Origin of the sequence: Acetanaerobacterium elongatum, from assembly GCF_900103835.1 — a bacterium.
Classification (GTDB): Bacteria; Bacillota; Clostridia; order Oscillospirales; family Ruminococcaceae; genus Acetanaerobacterium; species Acetanaerobacterium elongatum.
Genome location: NZ_FNID01000041.1, coordinates 1 through 24,059 on the forward strand (window position 1 = coordinate 1; position 24,059 = coordinate 24,059).

Below are 24,059 nucleotides of genomic sequence, written 5' to 3' on the forward strand. Positions count from 1 at the left end.
GGCGGAACCATTCAGTGCGTCTTGAGACGCTGTGCCAGTAATATGCCCTTTTAGGGCTGGTGCATACCACCAGTTTAACTGGTGGTTTTGATTAATAGACGCAATTCTATCCGGTAGGGATGCTTTTGGAATAATGCCTACCGGTGCGGGTAAATCCGCCTGTTATCAGGTGCCTGCTATATTGTTGCCGGGCATTACGCTGGTAATTTCACCGCTGATTTCCCTTATGAAAGATCAGGTTAATGCATTGGTTCAAACAGGGGTAAAGGCAGCATATATCAACAGCACACTGTCGTATAAGCAGTATGTTGAAGTGTTAAGGCGTGCGATGGATGGTACCTATAAAATCATCTACGTTGCTCCTGAGCGGCTTGTGTCAGACGATTTACTCAAACTTACAGAACAAATCAAAATATCAATGATTACCGTTGATGAAGCTCATTGTGTTTCCCAGTGGGGGCAGGACTTTCGACCAAGCTACTTGAAAATCCTTGATTTCATCAGTAAGCTTCCGTATCGTCCGATTATCAGCGCGTTTACTGCTACGGCTACAGCAGACGTTCGAGACGATGTGACTAGCATCCTCAAGCTTATAAACCCGAAAGTTGTTACGACAGGTTTTAATCGTCACAACCTATATTTTGAGGTTCAGAAACCGGAAAACAAGTTTGCGGCGCTGATCATAATACTGGAGAAGTTTCGTAACCGAAGCGGTATTGTATATTGTTCAACCAGAAAAACGGTTGAGGAGGTCTGCAATGAACTGAATAAGCAGGGGTATTCTGCTACACGCTACCATGCCGGCCTAGATGAAAACGAACGAACAAATAATCAAGACAGCTTTATCTACGACCGCAAGGCTGTGATGGTTGCTACCAATGCCTTCGGCATGGGGATTGATAAATCCAATGTATCCTTTGTGGTTCACTATAATATGCCGAAGGACTTGGAAAGCTACTATCAGGAGGCCGGCAGAGCGGGAAGAGATGGTGAGCCTGCAGATTGTATCCTGCTGTACAGTGGTCAAGATGTAAGGCTGAATCAATTCCTGATTGAAAACAGCAATGATGAAAATGATGAATTAGACCTAGAGGCTCTGGAACGAAAAAGGATAAAGGATCGAGAACGGCTAAAGGCAATAACATACTATTGTACAACCGCGAGTTGTCTTAGGGAGTATATATTAAAATACTTTGGAGAAAGCTCCCCTAATTATTGCGGTAACTGCTCTAATTGCAACAGCAACTTTGAACTGACGGATATAACCATTGAGGCTCAGAAGATTGTATCTTGCGTTTATCGGATTGAGCAGCGCGGGAAGTCTTTTGGCAAAGCTATGCTGGCCGATATTCTTCATGGCATCAAAAATGAGAGAATTAAGCGATTCAATATGGATACGATCTCGACCTATGGCATAATGTCCGAAATATCGGTTCAAAGAATTCGCACTATCATTGATTACTTAATAGAATATGGTTACTTGGAATTATCGAACGAGGAATATGCGGTAGTCCGGTCTATTAAAAAGTCTTTGGAGATTGTTCGGGACAAAAAGCCGTTGCAGATGAGGCTTGTTAAAGAAGCTGAGAAGGCGGTATCCACTAATAAAGTGGCTGTCAACGTTAAAGATGAAGAATTGTTCTCCGAATTAAAAAGGCTTCGAACCAAGCTTGCTGAAGAAGCCCACGTACCGGCATATATTATATTCACTGATGCTACCCTTCGTGATATGTGCGAGAAGCTTCCCACATCAAACGATGAATTGCTGGCGATTTCAGGGGTTGGGAAGGTTAAGCAGGAAAGATACGGTTGGCTGTTTATCAATGCTATTTTAAAATATCAAAACGATATGTTGATTATAAAATAATCAGCCATTCCAAATAAAAAAGCTTTTTACTCAATCGGTAGGCCATGTTGCTATTTTGTATAATAATTGTGACGAGCGGGAGGTAGCACTGATGATTGAGGGTATCTGTTTAGGAAATGTAATGGTTGACTGCGACGACCAAAATAAGCTGCGTGAGTTTTACGCAGAGCTTCTTGGTTGGGAGAGATGTGAACTATACGATCTTCCTGCTGTACGCAGCGAAAATGGCATTGTATTTTTGTTTATCAGCGAACCGGGATATGTGGTGCCTGTTTGGCCTGAACAGGAAGGTAAGCAGCAAAAACAGATGCATTTTGATTTTCAGGTACCCGATGTGTCTGCTGCTGTTAAGCAGGCCGAATCTTTAGGTGCAGTTAAGGCGCCGGAACAGTTCGGCGGCACCTATTTTGTAACAATGTTCGACCCTGCAGGACATCCCTTTTGTTTATGTAAAGCAGACTAGTAGTTTGCATTTCACAAACGCCGCCCGGTTTTGCCGAGCGGCGTTTGTGTTGTAGTAGATAAATAATTGCAAGATTAAATACAGGGTCGATATATGCTCTCTTCCCACCACCCCATGGCAACCCTGCCCGAGGCTGCGATATCGGGAACATCACTGATAGAAAGAAATACCAGGAACGAACCACCGGGCGGAAAGATGAGTTTTCCATTCTCGGTTTCAACCAGGGTTACTTCCGGCTGCCCTCGACGTACGAATGCTTTTATACCACCGCTTGGCTCACCCGTTACATTTGACGCCAGCTGAAGCTTTACCCTAGGCTTCGGCGCGGGAATAATAGCGGTGTTGGAAGGGGTTACATCCAATGAATCAATCGGTGTACCCGGTGGTACGGAGTTAAACCAGAATTGTGCACGAAATGGCGCAGTGGAGATATCGGTAACAGTCCAAACGTTTGCATAAAGGTTAACACCGGAATCCGGCGGATTGTATAGCCTTGCCCACGCGCTTGTTCCGTTGCCAAAGCTTAGATTATCAGCATAACCGATAAAGTAATTGCCTTTTAATGATTCATATAATTCCATCGGCACACTGACATTTTTACTGAAAGGGCATCGTCCGTTTAAGAATGGATGATAATCAACGTCAAACAATCACATCACCCTCAATATTTATTGTAACCTCATAGTCTATTCTATGTTTCAACAAAATTGGTGGTGCATTTAAAAGGGAATGACTTCACAAACATCTTCCTCACTTCATAAAATATAAGCAGAAGGGAGGGGGTATTTTGCCATTTAACTGTAACTGTATCCCGCAGTACCGCAAAGGAGATGTAGTCGTATCTTTGGCTAACCATCCACCGGAGGTTGTAAGCGGCATGAGTGCAACCATTATCTCCCCACAGGTAGGAGCACTTTATGCGGTTAAGCTCCCAAGCGGAGAGCTGCATCGTTGGTTTTCAGGTTCTGAGCTGCAGCCAGTAAACGTAGCCCTGAACCGTGGCCTAAGAACGGGAGATTACGCGAGGATTATTTCAACTATCGGTCATCCGCCGACGGTGAATGAAGGTATGCTGGTGAAGGTTGTTAAGGTAATTCCACAAACCTGTTTCTATGATCTCAGGTTGGAAAATGGGGCATATCACCGCTGGCTTGCAGAAGATGAAATAACAAATCAAACATAATTATTATGGAAGCCGTTTCTATGGCTTCCTTTTTGTTAGGGCAGCGGCTTTTATCGTCACCTTCACACAGGCGCCGGCATATAATAGACGGGGACATAGTTGCTCAATGATCCTTCAGGAAGGGAATGATCATTTTTATGGGTTTCGGAATTGCTTTTGGTGGCGGGGGTACTCGCGGTGCCGCCCATGTTGGGGTATTGCTGGCTCTTACAGAGGCAGGAATGATACCGCGGGCAGTAGCGGGAACCAGCTCCGGTTCGATAGTGGCAGGCCTCTATGCTTCCGGCGTAAATATAATGAAGCTGAAAGAGATGGTTTATCACCTGGAGCGTAACGGTAAAGCCCTAATGGACCCTGATTATAAGGGGATATTCAAGGGACTGCTTCAGCTGCTTACAGGGCGTATGCCTTCTATAACGGGGCTCATAAAGGGAGATAAACTCGAGCAGTTTATCGCTCATTATACCCAGAACCAGTTTATCAAAGAGGCTCAGATGCGTGTGGTAATTCCGGCCGCCGACCTTGCAAGCGGGCGGACGGTTGTTTATACCAATAATACTTTGGGGCTGCCGGCCATAGAAGGCGTATTATGGCGGGATAATATCCGGCTTTCCGAGGCCATACGCGCTTCAACAGCCGTGCCGGTGGTTTTTCGCCCCAAAACATCGGGGGATTTTGTGCTGCTGGACGGTGGACTATCCGATAATCTTCCGTCGTACCTGCTTGCCGCAACCGGTGAGAAGAATATACTGGCTGTGGATATATCGCAAAATTACCGGCGCGATAAAGGGGAGAATCTGCTTGAGATTTCAACACATTCTCTCGCAATTATGAACCGCAGACTGAAGAACTGCACCAGTACGGGCGAGGAGCTACTTCTTAAACCTAAGCTGCCACAGCAGATGGGTATCCTGGATTTTGAATATATGTCCGGCTGTATGCAGGCGGGGTATGAAGGCGCCAAGCATATGATGCCGATTATCAGGGCGATGTTTACATAAGGCAGAAAAAATGGTATAAAGATAATAGGTCTTGCTTAATGATTCTTCAATTTGATTCATTCATATAAGCGAAACCTGGGACAGAATTAAATAATGGGATGTGTTACAATGAAAAAACTGGCCTTTTTTGACGCTAAGCCCTACGATAAAATCTGGTTCGACCAGCTTAAAGAAAGCTATAATTTTAAAATCAAATATTTTGAGAATAAGCTTAATGAAGATACCGCTGCAATGGCCGCAGGCAGCGATGGTGTAGTGGCCTTTGTTAACGATACGGTAGACGCCCCGGTTATTGAAACGTTATATAAGCAGGGTATTAGAATTCTTGCCTTAAGGAGCGCCGGCTACAACAATGTGGACTTTAAGGCCGCATATAACAAGATTCATGTAGTGCGTGTGCCGGCCTATTCGCCCTATGCGGTAGCAGAACATGCCATGGCGCTGCTGCTGACACTCAACCGCAAAATTCACAGGGCCTACAACCGCACACGTGACTATAATTTCAGCCTTAACGGCCTGACAGGCTTTGACCTTCACGGCAAAACCATCGGCGTTGTAGGTACCGGTAAGATTGGGCAGGTGTTCATTGATATCTGCCGCGGGTTTGGCTTGCAGGTGTTGGCTTACGATCCGTTCCCGGTTGAAGGTAAGCAAATTGAATATGTATCACTTTCGGAACTTTGCAGTAAAGCAGACATTATTTCGCTTCACTGCCCGCTCACCAAGGATACCCACCACATGATCAACAGTCAAACCCTTTCTCAGATGCGTGACGGAGTTGTAATTGTGAACACCTCGCGCGGGGCGCTGATAGACAGCGAGGCATTACTTGAGGCAATCAAGAGTAAAAAAGTTGGTGCTGCGGGCCTGGATGTATACGAAGAGGAGTCGGAGCTTTTCTTTGAAGACTTCTCCAATACGATTATCCAGGACGATATTCTTGCCCGCTTGGTTTCCATGCCCAATGTGATTGTAACCTCTCATCAGGCGTTTTTAACCAATGAGGCACTGCATAATATCGCGGAGACGACACTTAAAAACCTTAAGAGTTACTTTGACGGTGAAGAGCTTAAGAATGAAATCTGCTACCAGTGCGATAAAGCTCCAACCTGCGAGAAGAAACATGCGAACCGCTGTTTTTAGGAGAGTAGGTACAGGACATGATAAAATTAGCTCAACATCAGATGGTTAATATTGCGCCGCTGTTTTCTCATTCAACCGAAACGATGATATATACCTGTCTGCAAGGGCATATGGGAACTGCGTGGGCTGATAATGCAGATCATCCTGCCTGCGCACAGATTGTGGTTGCGGATATGTGCTTCTTTGCCGGTAATGCGAAGACCAAGGAATCGGAGGCACTGGTGAGAAACCTCCCACCGAAAGGGTTTAACAAAGATACGATATATGTAATTCCCCTGAACGATGAATGGTGTGAATTGATAGAGGCTATTCATCCTAACGGCCTTGAGAAATTCAGCCGCTACGCCATTAAAAAAGAAGGGGACAACTTCAACCGCGACCTGCTAAGAGCTTATATTAAGGCGCTGCCCTCTGAATATACCCTCAAAAGGTTTGACGAAGCGTTGTATCACGAGGCGCTTGGCAACGAATGGTCACGCGATCTGTGCGCCAATTTTGCCACAGCTGCCGATTACATAAAACGGGGCAGGGGATACGGCATCCTGCATAATGGGCGCTTGGTAAGCGGAGCGTCGTCCTATACCGTTTATGACGACGGTATAGAGATTGAAATTGATACGCTGGAGAGCTATCGGCGAAAGGGCTTGGCGCTTGTTTGCGGTGCTGCCTTGGTTTTAGATTGTATCGAACATGGGCTTTACCCGAGCTGGGATGCGGCCAATACCGCCTCGGTTGCATTAAGTGAGAAGCTGGGTTATCATTTTGATAAGGAATACACCGCTTACGCCATTCATTTTTCATAACAAAAAAGTACCTGTCGTTAGACGGGTACTTTTTTTGAAAGGGGAATACTTTTCACGCATATATCTGCATGGGGTTTTTTAAGTGCCCTTCGGCAAAGCTTATTAGGGTTTGCTGAATAAGCTGGTGACCGGTCTTGTTGGGATGTATTCCATCCTCACAGATTAGCTCCTTATAGTTGTGTTTATCTAAAAAGGCGGAACGAACATCAACAAACATTGCGCCGCATTCATATGCGATTCGGGTTGCGGTTAATGAATATAACTCTTGAAAACGATAAATCATCTGTACATCGCCAAGAAAACGAAGGATGTTTTGTTCGCTTAACCCGTTGCGGGTTATCCACTTTAAATATTTCTCACCGTCAATGGGTGGAAGTGACATCACAAGCGGGATAATGTTATGCTCTTTTAATTCCAAAATCATGCTACGGTAGATGCTTTCAAAAAGCTTGATAGGTGTATGCGGCTGGTGCTTGGCCTCGGGTGCGGCAGAAACCTCTTCCCAGTTATAATCACTATCGTTTCCGCCGTATTCCAGAAGCACCATATCGCAGGCAAGCCCCTTATCTAACGACTTTTTCAGCTGCTCATGCCCCTTTTGAATCGTGCAACCGAATTTGGAACGGTTATTAATCTCTACCGAGAAATCCTCTTTAAACAGCTCTGCGGTATTCTCGGCCATGGGGTAATACTTCTTGCTCTGTGCGTCAAGTAATATCCCTTTCATAATCGAATCACCGTAGATTTGTACCTGTTTTACAATATTCATAACGCTTTTCTGTCCTCCTGTGTCTAACAGTATAAAGCTTAATTATCGGTGGGTACCTAAAAAGAACAGTGCCACAGTTCCTGGCCCGGAGTGTGCACCGATTACCGGATCAACATAGTTGATTAAGACATCTTTTACATGCATACGTTCGCGAACCTGATTCTCAACATACTTTGCGTCCTCAATACAGTCGCCGTGTGTAATAAAGATCATCTGCTCCTCGGGGTTGATTGCGGTCTCTTGCATATGGTTAACCAGTGCATCCAGCGAATTCTTGCGTCCGCGTGCCTTTTCCATTAGTATTAATCTGCCCTCATTATCCATGTGCAATACCGGTTTAACACCTAAAATTGTTCCCAGCACCGCGGAACTTGCCGAAACACGACCACCACGTTTTAAAAAGAAAAGGTCATCAACCGTAAACCAATGGCAGAGGTGCAAGCGGTTATCCAGCAGCCACTGGTAAACCTCTTCTATGCTCTTATCTTCTCTGCGCAGCTCAGCGGCATGATACACCAATAAGCCTTCGCCAAGAGAGGCACCCAAGGTGTCGATATAATAGATTTTTCTGTCAGGATAGGAGCTTTTCAAATCCTCCAGCACCATGGAACCAACCTGGTAGGTACCGCTGAGTGCGGATGAGAAACCGATATAGAGAATATCCTTGCCGTTTTTGAGCAGTTCCTCAAAAACGGGCAGGCAGGTATTCATATCAATTAAAGAGGTGGTAATCTCTTCTTTGTTACGCATCATGGTGTAGAACGGCTTAAGGTCGGTAATCTTGCCCTTTTCGTAGCTGTAATACTCCTTACCGCTCACACGGAACATCAAAGAAAGGATATGCAGGCGATAACGGTCAATCATTTCCTCTGGCAGGTTGCAGGAAGAATCGGTTACAATCTCAAAGCTCATAATGGCCTCCCCCTATGTATGGTAATTACAATAACATCTAGTATTTAAAACTAGTTTATCATTTATTATATACCAAGTCAAGTGATTTTTAACACTGTTGAAATTATGGACATTCTGTGTTAAAATATAGATATTAGTATAACCATATTTGAAGTAAAACGATAAAAAGGAGTGAAAACAAGATGGACGATACCCTGCAGCAACAGCTGGAATCTTGGGCAGGAACCATCGTTTCATTTCATATACCGCGTTGGCATGAACTGCCTGAGTTGGATCTGTACATGGACCAGGTAATAGTGTTTTCCGAAAGGATACTCTCCAATTTCCCCGGCGATTCACCGTCCAAGCTCATTTCTCCTTCTATTATCAATAACTATGTGAAGCTGGATATTATCCCGCAGCCTGTAAAGAAGAAGTATTCCCGCACGCATATAGCATATCTGCTGATGATTTGCATCTTAAAGCAGGTGCTGCCGATATCTGCGATTACCGACTTAATCAGTTATCAGTTAAAAATCTCTTCTATAGAAGAAGTATATAATCATTTCTGTGCTGTGCAGGAGCAGGCTACTCGGTCTGCGGTAGAGCTTGCAAGAGATAAAGAACTTTTGAGTAAACCCGGCGAGGATAAACCAGAGCTTGCGTTGGAAACCTTGGTTCTGCAGATGGCCGCTGTTGCAAACTCCAGCAAAATCCTTGCGGAAAAGGTTATCAACCTGTGGCGAGAGCAAGAGGATGAAGCAGCCTCTGAGCAGGAAGCGGCCGATGAGAAAAGATCAAAGGCCAAAAAGTAAAGGCCTGCCCAAGCACGATTGTGCGGAGGCAGACCTAATGAATATAGTATTAAGCTTGCTTTGCTTTTTCGTTTTCTAATTGCGCGTAACAGTAATTGTAAAGCTCTTCGGTAGCCAAAGCAAATTTGGTAACCGAAAAACAATCCCCCTTAGGATATATATAGTAGGTGTCGTCCAGTGTGGAAAGGTCTATACAATCTCCTTTGCCGAGGTATTCATACTCTATATGGCAAGAATACATCGAGAGTGGTTCTTTATGAAGCTCAAAGGGGTTACCGCCGAAAGTACCGGTAAGCACAAAGCCGTTTAAGTTGTGCGTTAATTGCGCGTTGCCAAGAGGAATGTAACCTTTAGAGTTGGGAAGCGATTCCACCGTCACCTCACCACAGAATGAATAGGTTCCATTTTGTATATGCTTACGAACCTCACTGCGCTCAAACTCATACCAGTCAGGGATATGAGAGAACTCGGTATCTCCGTTTAAGGCGTTCAATTCTCCGTATTCTGTCATGCCCCAAATCTTCCCGCAATGCTCACACCAAAGCTGCGTACCACCGGAGTTCATTTTATACTCTGTCATGCAATGAGGGCACTGATATAGTACCTTGTGCAGCCCCTTGGCATTGTTGCGGTATTTGATTCGAATGGCATTTTTCTTTTGCCACGCATATTCATCATAAACAAATGCTTCATGAATACGCCGCTCAATTTCGCACACGGTTAGTTCTGCGGTTTCCTTCTGCGTTATAATCTGTGCCATATCCGCTTCAACGCGGTTGTTTCGTTTTGAAAGATTCCAGCAGGGCGAGTTTAGATAGTCTCCATGAATATTAAGCACTACAACCGGAACCTTTAAAAGCTTTACCAGCTTGCTTAAGGATTGAGGCAGTACCGCGTTAGTGCCAATCAAGGAGTACCTTGCTTCAGGATAGATTACCAGAATATCCTTATTTACCTCCACCACGTGTTTGATATGGCGGATAAGCTTGGTGTCATTTGTAAACTTCCGCTTACAGATACAGCCCACATTGCGCAGTAACCATTCACGGCCAATGAAACCGTCTATTGCAACCACATAATTAGCGCGGTGGGGAAAAATTGCAGCAGTAGTTACCTTAAAATCCATAAACGCCATATGGGTGCATAGCAAAAGGTAGGGAGGCTTTAGACCGCCCATATTTACCTTATGTATTTTTACACGGTGCAGCCACAGGGAAGGAAAGCTCAGCAGCCAGGCCAGCGGCTTTAGTACAGCCAACTGGCGCTTTGGTTTGGCTTTCATATCAAAACGCTTAATCTTTTCAGGCTGTGTGTTCATGTTAGCCCCCGTTACGTTTATTTAAGTTATAATGCAATGAATCATGGATTTATTACAGCATAACATATATATTTTACCAACACAACATAATTACTGAAAAGTGTGAGAAAGCACATAGAAATGAGTGATTAAGAATATGTTTAGCCGCTATTCAAATCTCTTTGATGATTGCCCCATTATCGCAGCGGTAAAGGATGAAGCGGGCCTTGAAAGCTGCCTTCAGTCAGAAAGCCGTATTGTTTTTGTGTTGTTTGGTAACCTGTGCAATATCGAAGAGATTGTAAAGCGCATTAAGCAGGCCGACAAAACTGCCATTGTACATATCGACTTAATTACAGGGCTTGCTGCTAAAGAGGTAGCTGTGGATTACATCAGCAGGCACACCGAGGCAGACGGGATTATCAGTACTAAGCCCGCGCTGATCAAACGAGCGCAGGAGCTTTCGTTAATAGCTATCCAACGCTTTTTCTTAATAGATTCCATTGCGTTTGAGAACATTATCAAGCAGATGGAAACCTGCAGGCCAGATTTTGTAGAGGTTCTGCCGGGCACAATGCCAAAGATTATCCGCCGCCTGTGTACCATGATCTCTGCCCCTGTTATTGCCGGTGGGTTAATTACCGACAAAGAGGATATCATCGCAGCACTGAATAGCGGAGCGGTTGCAATATCAACAACCAACCAAAGTGTATGGTTTATGTAAATGTGCTTGAATACCTATAATTTTAATGGTATAATAAACCTAAAGTGAATACTTTGCTGAGAGTTTTAGAGTCAGGCATGATGTGGCTTGCGGTGAGGCAGGCCTTGGGTGCTTGGCTCTTTTCGCGTCATAATAACGGCAAAGCGCAACGGATTAGTCTAAGTACCAGCAGAAAGGAAATGATTCAACGAATGTATGATGTAGCAATCGTCGGCGGAGGTATCTGCGGCTGCTCTCTGTTATACGAGTTAAGTAAGTACAACCTGAAAGCGGTATTAATCGAAAAAGAGAATGATGTGGCAATTGGTACAACCAAAGCAAACAGTGCTATCGTGCACGCAGGCTACGACCCGGAAAACGGAACTGCGATGGCCAAATACAACGTAGAGGGCAACCGTATGATTAAACAGCTGTGTGAACAGCTGGATGTGCCCTATAAGCAGATTGGTTCGCTTGTAGTTGCACTGAGCGAAGATCAGCTTGAAACCCTAAAGGTACTAAAGCAACGAGGAGATAAAAACGGAGTACCGGATTTAAAGCTTCTTAATCACGAGGAAACACTTGTATTAGAGCCCAACCTTAACCCAGAGGTAAAAGGAGCATTGTTGGCACCCACTGCAGGTATTATAAGCCCATGGGAGCTTGCCATTGCGCTTGCCGAAACAGCTGTAAAGAACGGCGCGGAGGTTTTGCTGCGCAGTGAGGTTGCAGAGATACAAAAGGAGAATGGTGTTTTCCATGTCTCTACAGGTGATAAAACGATTCAATCGCGATTTGTGGTGAATGCCGCTGGAGTATTGGCCGATAAAGTCAGCAGCTTGGCCGAAAAGGTATCTTCCTTTACAATTAGCCCGTCCAAGGGCGAGTACTACTTGCTCGATAAGAATCAGGGCAATATCGTTAGTCATGTAATATTTCAGTGTCCCACTGAATTAGGAAAAGGAGTTCTTGTATCGCCCACCGTACACGGCAATCTGATTGTCGGCCCAAATGCGGAAAAGGGGGAGGCGGGTCATACAGGTACTACCGCAGACGGCCTTGACTATGTACGTAAACTGTCGGTATTGTCTGTTCCGGGTATCAGCTTCAGGGATTCGATACGCAACTTTGCGGGGCTGCGTGCTAACAGCAATCAGGATGATTTTATTGTCGGTGAATCCAAAATACAGAAAGGCTTCTTTCAAATTGCGGGTATCAAATCACCGGGTCTTACTGCGGCTCCTGCAATTGCTGCCGATATGGTAAGGATGCTCGAAGACGCCGGACTAGAGCTTAATCCTAAAGATTACTTTGTGAATACCCGTAAGGTTTATCGTTTTAAGCATATGGATGCCGCGGAGCGGGAACAGATCATTGTGCAGAATCCGCTATATGGCAGAATAGTCTGCCGCTGTGAAACGGTTACGGAAGGCGAGATTGTAGATGCTTTACACCGCCCGTTACCACCTGTTTCGGTTGATGGTGTAAAGCGTCGCTGCGGCTGCGGTATGGGACGCTGTCAGGGAGGTTTTTGTGGGCCGAGGGTGCAGGAGATTATTGCCCGTGAGCTTGGCCTGCCAATGGAACAGATTCCGCTGGATCGTGATGGCATGAACATCATTACTGGTACAACGAAGCAATAACCGGGCTACAGCAAGAAAGGAATGGTTATCTTGAAGAACTACGATGTGATTGTGATAGGCGGAGGGCCAGCCGGTTTGGCCGCTGCGATAGCAGCATATGAAAACGGCGCCAAGGATATCTTGATTATAGAACGCAACCATGAGGCTGGCGGTATACTAAACCAATGTATCCACAACGGTTTCGGTTTACATTATTTTAAGGAAGAGCTTACCGGCCCCGAGTATGCCGGAAGGTTTATCGATATGCTTCGGGAGAATACCAAAGCAGAGGTTATGACAAATACAATGGTTCTGGAGATTGGCCCGGACAAAACCGTATATGCGGTGAACAGCGAAAACGGTTATATGCAGCTGCGTGCAAAGGCTATCGTTCTGGCAATGGGCTGCCGCGAACGCACTAGGGGTGCTATTGCCATACCGGGAGACCGGCCGGCCGGTATCTTTACAGCCGGTACGGCACAGCTTTATGTGAACATCCATGGCTACATGGTGGGCCGGCGCGTGCTGATTCTAGGCTCAGGGGATATCGGGCTTATTATGGCCAGAAGGATGACGCTGGAGGGCGCCAAGGTATTGGGTTGCGTAGAGCTGATGCCTTACTCAAATGGGCTAAACCGCAATATTGTTCAATGTTTAAACGATTATGATATACCGCTGTACCTATCCCACACCATCACCGATATTCAGGGAGACAAAAGGGTGGAGAAGGTGACGGTATCAAAGGTTGATGAGAACCGAAAGCCTATCAAAGGCACCGAGATTGTCTTCGACTGCGATACGATTCTGCTTTCGGTGGGGCTGATACCCGAAAACGAACTTTCCCGTTCAGCAGGGCTGACGATTGACAAGCGTACAAACGGCCTTGTGGTGTTTGAGAACATGGAAACCTCTGCACCGGGTATCTTTGCCTGTGGGAATGTCGTGCATGTTCATGATCTGGTGGACTTTGTTACCGCTGAAAGCCTGAAGGCAGGCAAAAGTGCCGCTCTGTATGCCAAGCAGGAGAAAGAAGTACCTTCTGACATTATAGAGGTTGCAAATGGCCCGGGGGTAACCTATACGGTGCCGCAAAGGCTGCGCACCGAGAGGGTAGAGAAATTTGCCGAGTTGTTTTTCAGAGTGAATAATGTCTATAAGGGTGTAAACATTGTTATTTCATCCGGCGGGGAAACACTTGCCGCATTTAAACGTGAACATTTGGCTCCGGGAGAGATGGAGAAGATTGTATTTCCAAAGCAGTTGTTTGACAAGGTAAAGGATAAAACGGTGACGGTTTCGGTAGTAAAGGAGTGATAGCGAATGAAAGAGCTTATCTGTATTGTATGCCCGAAAGGGTGCCATTTAAAGATTGATGAAGAGAACGACTATAAGGTAACCGGAAATGGCTGCGAGCGGGGAGCAGTATATGGCTGTAAGGAGCTTACAAACCCTACGCGTGTACTTACCACAACCGTTAAAGTTGAGGGAGCCGCAATTGCAAGGCTGCCGGTAAAAACAGACGGAGATATACCAAAGCAAGTGCTGTTTCGGGCAATGGATGAAATTAACCGTGTTACCGTGAAAGCTCCTGTCAAACGCGGGAATATTGTTTTAAAAAATTTGCTGGGTCTCCCGATAAATGTAATAGCTACCAAAACCATTGAAAGTGTTTGATCTATAATTGGAATACAGCATTGATAAACCTTTTGTTTAACTTTTTACTGTATTTTGTGCAGTTGCGATAAATCTTTTCTGAGATTCATTTTTTGCTTGTGATATTCAATTATTTGATGTATAATAGCAAAAATACTTTAGAATGTAAAAATAAGAGGAGCGTTATACAATGGCGTATTATTTTTCGGAACCATCCCGCACTTTCAGTGAATACCTGCTCATACCGGGTTATTCCTCCGATAAATGCATACCGACCAATGTAAGCCTGAAAACCCCTGTAGTAAAGTTTAAAAAGGGGGAAGAACCCTCCCTTACCATGAATATACCGCTTACTTCCGCCATTATGCAGTCGGTTTCCGATGATAAGATGGCTGTGGCATTAGCCAAGGAGGGCGGTATTTCGTTTATCTACGGTTCACAGTCTATCGAGAGCCAGGCGGCAATGGTAGCAAGGGCGAAGGCTTATAAGGCAGGCTTTGTTGTGAGTGATTCCAATATCATGCCAGATGCAACCCTTCAGGATATTCTTGACTTAAAAGAGAAAACGGGGCATTCTACCGTAGCGGTAACCACAGACGGTACCGCAAACGGCAAGCTGCTGGGTATTGTAACAAGCCGCGATTATCGTGTAAGCCGTATGCCGCTCGATACCAAGGTAAAGGATTTTATGACCCCGCTGGAGTCGTTGGTATACGCACCGAAGAACACTACCTTGAAAGAAGCCAACGATATTATCTGGGATCATAAGCTTAATTCGTTGCCGATTGTAGATGATAACGGTAAACTGGTTTATATGGTATTTCGCAAGGACTATTCTTCGCATAAAGAAAACCCGCTGGAGCTGCTGGATGCATCTAAGCGCTATGTTGTGGGTGCCGGTATCAATACACGTGACTTTGAACAACGTGTGCCTGCCCTGGTTGAGGCAGGCGCAGATGTGTTGTGTATCGATTCTTCCGAGGGCTTTTCCGAGTGGCAGAAGATTACGCTTTCTTACATCCGTAAAACCTATGGCGACAGTGTAAAGATTGGCGCCGGTAATGTTGTAGATAGAGAGGGATTCCTCTATTTGGCAGAAGCGGGTGCTGATTTTGTAAAGGTTGGTATCGGCGGCGGTTCCATCTGCATTACCCGTGAGCAGAAGGGAATCGGACGTGGGCAGGCTACTGCGCTGATTGAGGTGGCAGCGGCGAGAGATGAATACTTTGAAAGAACCGGCGTATACGTGCCCATTTGCTCCGATGGCGGTATTGTACACGACTACCATATGACACTAGCCCTTGCCATGGGTGCTGACTTCTTAATGCTTGGCCGCTACTTCTCCCGCTTTGATGAGAGCCCAACCAACAAGGTAAACGTGAACGGAACCTATATGAAGGAGTATTGGGGTGAAGGATCCAACAGGGCAAGGAACTGGCAGCGTTACGATTTGGGCGGAGCGCAAAAACTATCGTTTGAAGAAGGTGTGGATTCCTACGTTCCCTATGCTGGCAGCCTAAAGGATAATGTAACCCTTTCGTTGAGCAAGGTTCGCTCTACCATGTGTAACTGCGGCGCATTAACTATTCCAGAGCTGCAGAAAAAGGCAAAAATTACACTGGTATCGTCTACAAGCATAGTAGAAGGCGGCGCACATGACGTTGTACTAAAGGATAACAACATTACGCTTTATAATAAATAATTCAAACTTAATTTAACGCCTCCGGGGTTTTATCCTCGGAGGCGTAAGCTTTTTTGGAGGTTATTTACCTACCATCAGGTCACAGATAGCATTGGAAAATGCCGTAGGATCATCCACCGACATACCCTCTATGAGTAATGCCTGATTGTAAAGCAATTTAGCGTACAAGGCCAGTTTATCCTTGTCCTGCCCATACAGTGAGGAAAGGGTTTTAAAAATAGGATGGGAGGCATTGATTTCGAGCACGCGGTCAGCCTTGATCTTCTGGTCAACCGGCATGGCATTGAGTACCTTTTCCATCTCTATTGAGATTTCACCCTCACTGCTCAGGCAGACCGGGTGGGTTTTCAATCGGCTTGACAGGGTAACGTTCTTTACCTTGCCGTCCAGCGCAGTTTTCATAAAGTCAAACATGTCTTTATGGTCTTCCTTGCACTTTTTTATCTCTTGAGTTTCGTCTTCAGTTGCAAGGTTGAGGTCGTTGGCGGAAACCGACTTAAACTTCTTGCCGGAATATTCGTCAATTATGCGTAGGGCAAACTCGTCCACATCATCGGTAAGATAAAGGATATCATACCCCTTATCACGAACCAGCTCGGTTTGCGGCAGCAGGGCAATCTGCTCCACACTCTGCCCGGCAGCATAGAAGATATACTCCTGCCCTTCCTTCATAGCGCCTACATACTCTTCAAAGGTGATGAGCTTTTTCTGCTCGGCAGAATAGAACATCAGCAGGTCTTTCAGGTGTTCTTTGTTCATTCCGTAGCCGGTATATGCGCCAATTTTGAGCTGCAGGCCAAAGCATTTATAGAACTTCTCGTAGGTCTCACGCTCATCCTTTAGCATCTTTACAAGCTCGTTCTTAATCTTTTTATCAAGGCTTGTGGCAATCAGTTTGAGCTGCCGGTCGTGCTGCAGCATCTCGCGCGAGATATTCAGTGAAAGATCCTGAGAATCCACCAGCCCTTTTACAAAGCTGAAATGGTCGGGCAGCAGGTCGGCGCACCGTTCCATAATCAATACACCATTGGAATACAACTGCAGCCCTTTTTCATACTCCTTGGAGTAGTAGTCAAACGGTGCTTTTCCGGGGATATACAGCAGCGCGTTGTAGGTCGCGCTGCCCTCCGTTTTACTGTGGATGACCTTTAACGGATCGGTATAATCATAGAATTTATCCTTGTAAAAGCTGTTATATTCCTCGGTGGTAATCTCGGATTTATTTTTCTTCCAAAGAGGAATCATGCTATTTAAGGTCTCATGCTCAATTACCGTTTCATATTCATCCTTGCTGCCTTCCTTTAGGTGCTCATGCTCAACATCCATGGTGATGGGGTAGCGGATATAATCTGAATATTTTTTTACAATAGAGGTAATACGATAGGTTTCAAGAAACTCACCGAAGGTTTCCCCCTCGGCATCTTCCTTAATGGTGAGGATAATATCGGTACCGAAGTGCTCCTTTTCACAAGGCTCGATGGTGTAACCATCTGCGCCGGCAGATTCCCAGCGGTAGGCCTCATCGGAGCCAAATGCACGGCTTATTACGGTTACCTTGCTGCTTACCATAAAGGCAGAATAGAATCCAACACCAAACTGGCCAATGATTTCAATATCATTCTGATCTTTGTGCTCGTTCTTAAAGCCGAAGGAGCCGCTATTAGCAATTACGCCAAGATTGTTTTCAAGCTCCTCTTTGGTCATTCCGCAGCCGTTATCAGAGACGGTAAGCAGCCGCTTGTCCTGATCAACAGCCAGCTTAATCTCAAAATCTTCACGGTTTAACCCCACGGAGGAGTCTGTAAGCGAGCGAAAATACAGCTTATCAATAGCGTCGCTGGCGTTTGAAATCAGTTCACGCAGGAAAATCTCCTTGTGCGTATATATGGAGTGTATCATCAAATCCAAAAGCCGCTTCGACTCCGCCTTAAACTGTTTTTTTGCCATAAAATGATCATCCTTTCTCGAGATTGCAGGAATTTGTACAACCGATTAAGCCTTAAAATGTATTAGCACTCGACGATATCGAGTGCTAATACTACTATAATATAACATGTGAAGGTTTTCAAGAGCAAAAGGTAAAAAATCTGTTAATGAATTTTGCTAATCAATAGGATACCCGATAGAATCCAGGTAATTCTGGTTCTGTTGGCGTTGGCCGGCAAATTTCTCTATTGGGTGTTTATCAAAGATTGTCTGATAATTCTGTACCTTATAATAATTATGGGAGAATCCGAACATATGATAAAACAAGGTAAATACAACAACACAACCCAAAGCAAACCCAAAGAACACTTTAGAATCTTTAATCTCATTGCTGAGTTTTAATAATTCCTGCTGTTTTGTTTTCAGCTGTGAACCTTTCAGTATCTTTATCTCTGATTTTGCATCTTCAATGGCTGTCAACTTTTCCTGTGGGGCCTTTAAGGTCATAATCATATTGGGTATCAGTACAATGGAAGAAAGGAAGAAGTATACGGCAAAACGCTCAACAATAAATACTCTTGCAATAAATAAAGATATAACGCAGGAATAGAACATAAAATTAAGGTAGACATTGTTGGTTGGGTCTTGCTCCAAGAGCTTTTTCTTAAAGCACCATGCCGCGATGAACACAAAAGTGGGGAAGATACCGTAAATTATCAGGCTTCCTTGAGCGTATTTTGATGCATCAGTGTAAGCTGACCCAAGAAGATTTACCACAAAGCTCATAATATCGTTGGCAAATATAAAACAGAGAAGTGCTGCACCGCCTAATATTGATACAGACTTCCAGTTGAATTTAATCTGCGCTATAAAGAATATAGGTAACATAATTAAAGCCGACTTATGGAAGGATGCGGCTGCAAGAACAATTAGCAGAAAAGGAATGAATTTTTTCTCACGAATGAATTTAATGCTTAATGTGCAGATTGCAGCAGCAAAGATTTGACGCATGAGGCTTAAAGACCAATAGTAGAACATTAATGTCATATAAAGATAAACACTTAGAAATGGGAGCTTAGATTCTTTATAGATAAACCAAAAAACGAGGGCTGTAGTAGCAATAGCACTTAAAGCATAAAACCATTGGAAGTGGGGAGTAAAGAGTTGTATCAGCTTGCACCACAGGAAAAATCCGGGCTCATAGTTGTATGTAATGGCTCCAGTCAAGGGCGTATTCTTTATACTGTTAAATACCATCATGTAATTGTAATAGTCGTCCCCTACTTCGTAGCGCAGGGAGGCAATAACTACCAGCATTACAAATGAAATGCCTAAAAAGATTAGATTTTTCTGTTTTGATTGTCCTCTATATGACAATAAAAAACCTAAACCGAGAATTATCGCCATCATGATGTAATAAATATACCACATAATGCCATCAAGCCCCCTAAAATATATCCTGTTCATTTTACCAGACATGCAAAAGGATTACAAGATTATTATTATAGCCTTTCAGTAATATATTTCCACCGGATTTGATCCTTATCTTTTAGCTTATAGGCTCCGCAACTTTCGCCAGGGCAGTTTACAGGATCATTGATTGCATAAACCCAGCCACTAGCACTGCCGTAATCAAACTCGTATAGGTTGTCAATTCCCTTTACATAAGCGGTTTTGCTTAAACCAGTATAATCAAGCTGAATGTTATTCTTTTGAGCTGCGTATACAAGCACATCTAATACCGTATTACCGTCAAATATGCCGACTTGATAATCTGAGAGAATCGTTTCGTTATCCTTACCAGTTATGGATATGGTAACTGACATGGCGGCGTTCTGCGGCTCGCAAGGCAGCTTTTGATTAGTACAAGCAGTCAACAGGGTAATAACCAGTAATAGACCTATTATAAAATGAAACGTCTTCTGCATGTTACACCTGAAATCCTGCTTTTTTAAGTCTGTTTCTTCTCACGATAGTATAAATTAGAATTACAGCCAACCCTATCAGTGCCAGGCATGCTACACTTATCAGGACGATTAACACAGGATTACTCAATTTCTGGGCAGGTGGAGCAACGGTTGCCAGCTTAAAGGGCGATTTTCCAAAGCATACAGCACTTAATGCCATAACGGCTTGTTCGGTAGCAAGTGTATCGCTTGAGCCATCCTGTATATGCTTAAAGCCGCCGTCACCGTTTTGAAAGGTAAGTAAGGCCTGATAAGCAGAAATCCCTTCTTTGGTAAACAATTCGTTGTTTACCGGTATGCCAAGGCATATTAATGCAGTAATAACCGCAGCGGTACTTTCACAGCAGCTTACTCCCATGGAAGAAAAACTTCCATCGTTATTTTGATGATTGCTTAGCCACTGCACCGCCTTGTTAATCACATTTGAAATATTAGAATCATTGGAGTAGGGCGACAATGCAATCAAGGCATAGGCAGTAATATCAACATCTGAATCCATATTTCCGTTTAAAGAAAAACCGCCGTCGCCTTTTTGAAAGGAAAGAATTGAATTACACAGAGCTTCCCGGCTCCATTTTGCATTCTGCGGGATTGCATAGTTGCGGCTGTCAATGGCTATTAAAGAAAAAATTGGGCCATTGGCTCCCTGAAGAAGCATACCCTCGTAGCCGCAAAGTTTTGCGATTAAGTCGGTACCTTCTAAACTATTAACATCATATCCGCACGCCGAAAGGGTGAGTACATCATGTGCGATATCGGTTACATTGGTGTACGCTTTTAAGTTATTCTTAGCCTGCTGAAGTGCATTAATAGCAACCGTCTTCTCAGGAATATTTCCGGCGGCATTCTCGGCAACAGACGTCCAACGGCCATCAACAGTTCCAGCTAAATAAGAAAGTGCATTTGTAATCTCTTTCGGCTTCGCTTGTCCCTCTGATAAAGCAAATAGTGGAACTTGAAGAAGCATAAGCATTGTTAATGATATTGATATAAACCTTGTTAGCCTGATTCTCATTAATAATATTGTCCTTTCGTGTTGGTCGGGTAACAGAAGAAATAATGTACAAACTTATAACCGTTTTAATATTTTTACACGTACCCATTTAATATAAAAAGTAATTAAATTCGTAAGCGCTATATCATAGATAAAAAAGGCAATATTGCCGACAGCTAAAAAGATAATTAAGCTGTAACGCCCTAATTCTTGAAAGCTTTCTATTACATATTGCATCTGAAACACATAAAAAATTAACCCGTAGCATATCAGAATACAGGCGTTAAAGATTATTAATTTAAGCAGCCATTCTAGCGGTTTACGGTTTAACCGCTCCAGATAAGACTTGACGATAGGGTAATGGCCAAAAAAGAAAAGGTAGAGCAATGCCGCTTCACGGTCAGGCGCAATCAGTAATGACAGTACAGCCGTAGCCGTAAATACTGCCCAAGCCCATCTTAGATCCAATTCTATTACAACAGCAATAAGCATAATGCCCGCAAGCGCAGGAAAGGTATAGGTGCCGATAGGAATCACACCGGTAGCAAGCATGCATATCAAAGCAAACGCGGTAATAATACCGCCAAATGCTACCTTAAAGCTGGTTTTATTCTTTTTAGCAGCAGTCAATCAAGTCACCACCCATACATTCGCAGCAACAGTCAGCGTACATTAGCCCGCAGCACATATCACACGGGGAGCAGCCCACCATAGGCTGTGTGCGGGTACGATAACCGCCGTTGGGGCCGGTATAGGTTCCGCCCCTTCTTTGATAGTTTAAGGTGTTTAAAGCCGAGGCATATTCCGCGTTATTGGGGTTTAAACGACAAGCGGTGCTGAAATGAGCATAGGCATCATCCAGATATCCCTTTTTATACTGAATGCTGCCCTTTAGAAAATGCCACTCGGCGTCTCGATTGGCTATAGGAATACCGTCTAATAGTTCTTCAGCTTCAATTGTTCGATTGTTGTTTATCATCCTTCGGATATCGGCAAATTGCGAAGAGGCACCATAATCGCTGCGGGTTGAACCATTGTAGCCCGACGCTCCGTTGTTGTAGCCTCCGCCATTGCGGCGGATATTCATAATGGTATCATAAGCCTCATTAATCTCTTTCATTTTCTCTTCCGCGAGATCAGAAAGAGGGTTGTTTACATAGGCGTCAGGATGATATTTCTTGGCAAGCTCACGGTAGGCTTCTTTGATTTCAGAATCGGTAGCGGCTTCTGATACGCCAAGAATCTTATAGGGATCTGTCATGTTTTTTGCTCCTTCTAGGGCTTATCACTAAGGCTTGTGTATTTGGCAATCCTAAAAAAAGAATGTTCTCTAAAATAGACGCGTACTGCTTCAAATTCAAAAGCTGAAAAGCTTTGGTCATTTCACCATGTGTAAGATTTATTGTTTCGGCAGCAGATTTTTTTATATTAAAGTAGTCTTGCGGCTTTGCGCAATTGCAAGCACCGGACAGCAGAAAAACATTATATCCGTTGTTTGCGGCGTCCTGTTCCAAATCATCCAGGGCGTCAATCAGGTATACCCAACGGCCGGTTAGATAGCCAAAGCGGGAAAGAACACGTTGTTCCTTTGGGTTATCTGAAAACAATTCGCAAATTTTCGCCAGAACAGTCGCGGTAGGGTCTGCTGCTTCATCAATGCTTGTACAGTGCTCCCGCTCCAATTTAGTCTGCCGTTCGATGGCTTCACCGATTATTATATCCAATTGAGGGTAAAGCTTTGCTGCTTTTCGTTTAGATAGTGCAGCAAATGGGTATAACGCAAGCGCCGCGATTTTGCCGCCAATGCCGCTGTCGTAAAGGTTATCAAGGTTTTTATAGTAAACCATAATCAAAGCTGCGGCGGCGGTAAGTTTAAGCCCGCTACAACTTTGGCAGCATAGCCTTTTGGTAAAAGGGTGAATCATACAGTGCTGCTTTTTGGCGCATGGTGGGTTTTGCTGCAGTGAAAGCTCCAGTATGGCCAAAAAGGTAAAATCATAGTTGAGTGTAAGCCTTGCCAGCGGGCCATAGGTACGGCCAAGTTCTTTGCATAGGCCGCAGTATACAGAACGGTAAAGCTCATAATCTTTAATTCTAAGTTCCGGCTTTAATGGCCTGATGTAACCAAACAATGCATCACCTTTTCAAATACCGACATATTGCGATTTAGGTGTTATACTTATCACGATTATAAAACCTCTAAAAACCAACCCCAAAACTTAAGTTTATGGTTTTTGCGCGGATTCTAAATAAAAGTTTTAATGAATGATAAGTATTAACTTCATACATATGATTTTACTGTATTTTTATGGTCAATTCAATTAAGTTTCTGTGAATAATCCTTACACGGATTTTGGCAGCAATATATATTTAATCCATCTGATATGTTGACAGTTTAAAAAGTAACCTGTATTATTGTTATAGTTTAATCTTGGGAGAAGAGAGGTAAATAATTGAATGAAAAAAGTATTGATGTTTTTAACAGCCTTGGTTGTTTCGGTTCTATTGCTTGCCGGGTGTGGCTCAAAGGGCATAACCGTACACGTGAAACTGACAGGGCAGGACGACGCAGTTTTATATGATAAGGATGTGCAGGTAACAGCAAACCCGGCCTATGCAATTCATGCAACCGAAGCGGCACTAAAGGACGGAAAAATAGAGTATAAAAGTGACAAAGGCATTATTACCTCTATCGCAGGGGTTGACAGTACTCAAACAGATGGATGGTTAATGCTTATTAATGATAAATTGGCGCAGCTTGGGGCAAACGAGCAGCCGATAGCTGCGGGTGATAAAATCGAATGGAAATACTTAAATTACGATAAGGCTTTTGCTCAATAATCAAACGTTTTAATCATTCAAATAACTTCAAACCACGCAAAAAAGGCATATGGAAAGCGCAATGCTCTCCATATGCCTCTTTATTGTAGCTTCAGCGCAAAAAACCACCAGCTCTGCTGGTGGAATTAGAACGCTTATAGCGAAAAGAGGTCCTCCAGTGATAGAATGATGAAGGTTCACCAACCGCATCAAAAAACAAAGGAGGACATGTCAATGGATGACATAAATAGTTTAACACATTCGAAATGGAGATGTAAATATCATATAGTATTTGCACCGAAGTATAGACGACAAGAAATATATGGACAAATCAAGGTGGATATAGGGCAGATACTTAGGAAATTATGCGAACAAAAAGGGGTGGAAATAATAGAGGCACAGGCATGCCGCGACCATATACACATGATGGTAAGCATACC

25 protein-coding genes are annotated in these 24,059 nt (G+C 44.1%); 14 read left to right on the plus strand and 11 right to left on the minus strand.

Annotated elements, in window-relative coordinates; translation table 11 throughout:
- Positions 1-103 precede the first annotated feature (103 nt).
- Entirely contained in the window at positions 104-1,867 is a 1,764-nt protein-coding gene (gene recQ, locus BLR50_RS12435) for a DNA helicase RecQ (RefSeq protein ID WP_278278013.1), read from the plus strand.
- Between the two features lie 55 nt (positions 1,868-1,922).
- Positions 1,923-2,330 carry a VOC family protein gene (locus tag BLR50_RS12440; RefSeq protein WP_242871763.1) on the plus strand — a complete coding sequence of 136 codons (408 nt, stop codon included), beginning with the start codon at positions 1,923-1,925 and terminating at the stop codon, positions 2,328-2,330.
- A gap of 74 nt (positions 2,331-2,404) precedes the next feature.
- On the opposite strand, the gene BLR50_RS12445 is transcribed toward BLR50_RS12440, so the two are convergent.
- Positions 2,405-2,917 carry a DUF6143 family protein gene (locus BLR50_RS12445; RefSeq protein WP_423230292.1) on the minus strand — a complete coding sequence of 171 codons (513 nt, stop codon included), beginning with the start codon at positions 2,915-2,917 and terminating at the stop codon, positions 2,405-2,407.
- A gap of 290 nt (positions 2,918-3,207) precedes the next feature.
- Between BLR50_RS12445 and BLR50_RS12450 the strand changes: the two genes are divergently transcribed.
- The 4 genes from BLR50_RS12450 to BLR50_RS12465 all read left to right on the plus strand — a co-directional run bounded on the left by BLR50_RS12450 (position 3,208) and on the right by BLR50_RS12465 (position 6,460).
- Positions 3,208-3,513 (plus strand): hypothetical protein, encoded by a 306-nt coding sequence (locus BLR50_RS12450; protein WP_092642878.1) that lies wholly within the window; start codon positions 3,208-3,210, stop codon positions 3,511-3,513.
- A gap of 137 nt (positions 3,514-3,650) precedes the next feature.
- Positions 3,651-4,514: a patatin-like phospholipase family protein gene (locus BLR50_RS12455; RefSeq protein ID WP_162840434.1), complete on the plus strand. Its 864-nt coding sequence runs from the start codon at positions 3,651-3,653 to the stop codon at positions 4,512-4,514.
- 108 nt (positions 4,515-4,622) lie between these two features.
- On the plus strand, positions 4,623-5,657 hold the full coding sequence (locus BLR50_RS12460) for a 2-hydroxyacid dehydrogenase (RefSeq protein ID WP_092642884.1): 1,035 nt from the start codon (positions 4,623-4,625) through the stop codon (positions 5,655-5,657).
- Between the two features lie 17 nt (positions 5,658-5,674).
- Complete coding sequence (locus tag BLR50_RS12465) at positions 5,675-6,460, plus strand: GNAT family N-acetyltransferase (RefSeq protein ID WP_092642887.1); 786 nt, start codon at positions 5,675-5,677, stop codon at positions 6,458-6,460.
- A 52-nt stretch (positions 6,461-6,512) separates the two neighbouring features.
- Here BLR50_RS12465 and BLR50_RS12470 read toward each other — a convergent pair whose 3' ends face one another.
- Together BLR50_RS12470 and BLR50_RS12475 are read right to left on the minus strand one after the other, a co-directional pair.
- A complete protein-coding gene (locus BLR50_RS12470) occupies positions 6,513-7,229 on the minus strand; it encodes an SGNH/GDSL hydrolase family protein (RefSeq protein WP_092642890.1) in 717 nt (238 codons plus the stop codon).
- Between the two features lie 42 nt (positions 7,230-7,271).
- Positions 7,272-8,141 (minus strand): DegV family protein, encoded by an 870-nt coding sequence (locus tag BLR50_RS12475; RefSeq protein WP_092642893.1) that lies wholly within the window; start codon positions 8,139-8,141, stop codon positions 7,272-7,274.
- 182 nt (positions 8,142-8,323) lie between these two features.
- On the opposite strand from BLR50_RS12475, the gene BLR50_RS12480 reads away from it, so the two are divergent.
- The gene (locus BLR50_RS12480; protein WP_092642896.1) at positions 8,324-8,935 is read left to right on the plus strand and encodes a DUF1836 domain-containing protein; all 612 of its coding nucleotides are present in this window, start codon (positions 8,324-8,326) and stop codon (positions 8,933-8,935) included.
- 49 nt (positions 8,936-8,984) lie between these two features.
- Here BLR50_RS12480 and BLR50_RS12485 read toward each other — a convergent pair whose 3' ends face one another.
- Positions 8,985-10,253, minus strand: a complete 1,269-nt coding sequence (locus BLR50_RS12485) for a lysophospholipid acyltransferase family protein (protein ID WP_092642899.1) — start codon at positions 10,251-10,253, stop codon at positions 8,985-8,987.
- Positions 10,254-10,389: 136 nt separating this feature from the next.
- Here BLR50_RS12485 and BLR50_RS12490 point away from each other — a divergent pair, with 136 nt between their 5' ends.
- The 5 genes from BLR50_RS12490 to BLR50_RS12510 all read left to right on the plus strand — a co-directional run bounded on the left by BLR50_RS12490 (position 10,390) and on the right by BLR50_RS12510 (position 15,912).
- On the plus strand, positions 10,390-10,956 hold the full coding sequence (locus tag BLR50_RS12490; RefSeq protein WP_092642902.1) for a glycerol-3-phosphate responsive antiterminator: 567 nt from the start codon (positions 10,390-10,392) through the stop codon (positions 10,954-10,956).
- Positions 10,957-11,147: 191 nt separating this feature from the next.
- Positions 11,148-12,578, plus strand: a complete 1,431-nt coding sequence (locus BLR50_RS12495) for an NAD(P)/FAD-dependent oxidoreductase (RefSeq protein ID WP_092642905.1) — start codon at positions 11,148-11,150, stop codon at positions 12,576-12,578.
- 21 nt (positions 12,579-12,599) lie between these two features.
- On the plus strand, positions 12,600-13,871 hold the full coding sequence (locus tag BLR50_RS12500; protein WP_092642908.1) for an NAD(P)/FAD-dependent oxidoreductase: 1,272 nt from the start codon (positions 12,600-12,602) through the stop codon (positions 13,869-13,871).
- Positions 13,872-13,877: 6 nt separating this feature from the next.
- Positions 13,878-14,231 (plus strand): DUF1667 domain-containing protein, encoded by a 354-nt coding sequence (locus BLR50_RS12505; protein ID WP_092642911.1) that lies wholly within the window; start codon positions 13,878-13,880, stop codon positions 14,229-14,231.
- 169 nt (positions 14,232-14,400) lie between these two features.
- Positions 14,401-15,912: an IMP dehydrogenase gene (locus BLR50_RS12510; protein WP_092642914.1), complete on the plus strand. Its 1,512-nt coding sequence runs from the start codon at positions 14,401-14,403 to the stop codon at positions 15,910-15,912.
- Positions 15,913-15,972: 60 nt separating this feature from the next.
- On the opposite strand, the gene htpG is transcribed toward BLR50_RS12510, so the two are convergent.
- The 7 genes from htpG to BLR50_RS12545 all read right to left on the minus strand — a co-directional run bounded on the left by htpG (position 15,973) and on the right by BLR50_RS12545 (position 22,931).
- The gene (gene htpG / locus BLR50_RS12515; protein ID WP_092642917.1) at positions 15,973-17,859 is read right to left on the minus strand and encodes a molecular chaperone HtpG; all 1,887 of its coding nucleotides are present in this window, start codon (positions 17,857-17,859) and stop codon (positions 15,973-15,975) included.
- Between the two features lie 156 nt (positions 17,860-18,015).
- Positions 18,016-19,269, minus strand: a complete 1,254-nt coding sequence (locus BLR50_RS12520) for an EpsG family protein (protein WP_162840435.1) — start codon at positions 19,267-19,269, stop codon at positions 18,016-18,018.
- A 71-nt stretch (positions 19,270-19,340) separates the two neighbouring features.
- Complete coding sequence (locus tag BLR50_RS12525; protein ID WP_092642923.1) at positions 19,341-19,766, minus strand: DUF4430 domain-containing protein; 426 nt, start codon at positions 19,764-19,766, stop codon at positions 19,341-19,343.
- Position 19,767: 1 nt separating this feature from the next.
- A complete protein-coding gene (locus BLR50_RS12530) occupies positions 19,768-20,820 on the minus strand; it encodes a prenyltransferase/squalene oxidase repeat-containing protein (RefSeq protein ID WP_092642926.1) in 1,053 nt (350 codons plus the stop codon).
- 54 nt (positions 20,821-20,874) lie between these two features.
- Positions 20,875-21,429, minus strand: coding sequence for a hypothetical protein (locus tag BLR50_RS12535; protein WP_092642929.1), 555 nt, complete (start codon positions 21,427-21,429; stop codon positions 20,875-20,877).
- Positions 21,416-22,060, minus strand: coding sequence for a J domain-containing protein (locus BLR50_RS12540; protein WP_092642932.1), 645 nt, complete (start codon positions 22,058-22,060; stop codon positions 21,416-21,418). Before BLR50_RS12540 ends, BLR50_RS12535 begins: the two co-directional genes overlap by 14 nt.
- Positions 22,044-22,931: a DUF5685 family protein gene (locus tag BLR50_RS12545; protein WP_092642935.1), complete on the minus strand. Its 888-nt coding sequence runs from the start codon at positions 22,929-22,931 to the stop codon at positions 22,044-22,046. Before BLR50_RS12545 ends, BLR50_RS12540 begins: the two co-directional genes overlap by 17 nt.
- A gap of 325 nt (positions 22,932-23,256) precedes the next feature.
- On the opposite strand from BLR50_RS12545, the gene BLR50_RS12550 reads away from it, so the two are divergent.
- Both BLR50_RS12550 and tnpA read left to right on the plus strand, forming a co-directional pair.
- Positions 23,257-23,640 (plus strand): DUF4430 domain-containing protein, encoded by a 384-nt coding sequence (locus BLR50_RS12550; protein ID WP_092642937.1) that lies wholly within the window; start codon positions 23,257-23,259, stop codon positions 23,638-23,640.
- A 213-nt stretch (positions 23,641-23,853) separates the two neighbouring features.
- On the plus strand, positions 23,854-24,059 hold a 206-nt coding region (tnpA, locus tag BLR50_RS12555), incomplete at its 3' end, for an IS200/IS605 family transposase (protein ID WP_143008118.1).

What these genes read in the sequence shown, in the direction of transcription:
- BLR50_RS12465 (WP_092642887.1), top strand. Translation starts at nt 5,675, where the DNA reads ATGATAAAATTAGCTCAACATCAGATGGTTAATATTGCGCCGCTGTTT.
- BLR50_RS12450 (WP_092642878.1), top strand. Translation starts at nt 3,208, where the DNA reads ATGAGTGCAACCATTATCTCCCCACAGGTAGGAGCACTTTATGCGGTT.
- BLR50_RS12490 (WP_092642902.1), top strand. Translation starts at nt 10,390, where the DNA reads ATGTTTAGCCGCTATTCAAATCTCTTTGATGATTGCCCCATTATCGCA.
- BLR50_RS12510 (WP_092642914.1), top strand. Translation starts at nt 14,401, where the DNA reads ATGGCGTATTATTTTTCGGAACCATCCCGCACTTTCAGTGAATACCTG.
- BLR50_RS12540 (WP_092642932.1), bottom strand. Translation starts at nt 22,060, where the DNA reads ATGACAGATCCCTATAAGATTCTTGGCGTATCAGAAGCCGCTACCGAT.
- BLR50_RS12500 (WP_092642908.1), top strand. Translation starts at nt 12,600, where the DNA reads ATGGTTATCTTGAAGAACTACGATGTGATTGTGATAGGCGGAGGGCCA.
- BLR50_RS12530 (WP_092642926.1), bottom strand. Translation starts at nt 20,820, where the DNA reads ATGAGAATCAGGCTAACAAGGTTTATATCAATATCATTAACAATGCTT.
- BLR50_RS12480 (WP_092642896.1), top strand. Translation starts at nt 8,324, where the DNA reads ATGGACGATACCCTGCAGCAACAGCTGGAATCTTGGGCAGGAACCATC.
- BLR50_RS12520 (WP_162840435.1), bottom strand. Translation starts at nt 19,269, where the DNA reads ATGTGGTATATTTATTACATCATGATGGCGATAATTCTCGGTTTAGGT.
- BLR50_RS12470 (WP_092642890.1), bottom strand. Translation starts at nt 7,229, where the DNA reads ATGAATATTGTAAAACAGGTACAAATCTACGGTGATTCGATTATGAAA.
- htpG (WP_092642917.1), bottom strand. Translation starts at nt 17,859, where the DNA reads ATGGCAAAAAAACAGTTTAAGGCGGAGTCGAAGCGGCTTTTGGATTTG.
- BLR50_RS12455 (WP_162840434.1), top strand. Translation starts at nt 3,651, where the DNA reads ATGGGTTTCGGAATTGCTTTTGGTGGCGGGGGTACTCGCGGTGCCGCC.
- BLR50_RS12485 (WP_092642899.1), bottom strand. Translation starts at nt 10,253, where the DNA reads ATGAACACACAGCCTGAAAAGATTAAGCGTTTTGATATGAAAGCCAAA.
- BLR50_RS12495 (WP_092642905.1), top strand. Translation starts at nt 11,148, where the DNA reads ATGTATGATGTAGCAATCGTCGGCGGAGGTATCTGCGGCTGCTCTCTG.
- BLR50_RS12550 (WP_092642937.1), top strand. Translation starts at nt 23,257, where the DNA reads ATGAAAAAAGTATTGATGTTTTTAACAGCCTTGGTTGTTTCGGTTCTA.
- BLR50_RS12460 (WP_092642884.1), top strand. Translation starts at nt 4,623, where the DNA reads ATGAAAAAACTGGCCTTTTTTGACGCTAAGCCCTACGATAAAATCTGG.
- BLR50_RS12475 (WP_092642893.1), bottom strand. Translation starts at nt 8,141, where the DNA reads ATGAGCTTTGAGATTGTAACCGATTCTTCCTGCAACCTGCCAGAGGAA.
- BLR50_RS12505 (WP_092642911.1), top strand. Translation starts at nt 13,878, where the DNA reads ATGAAAGAGCTTATCTGTATTGTATGCCCGAAAGGGTGCCATTTAAAG.
- BLR50_RS12525 (WP_092642923.1), bottom strand. Translation starts at nt 19,766, where the DNA reads ATGCAGAAGACGTTTCATTTTATAATAGGTCTATTACTGGTTATTACC.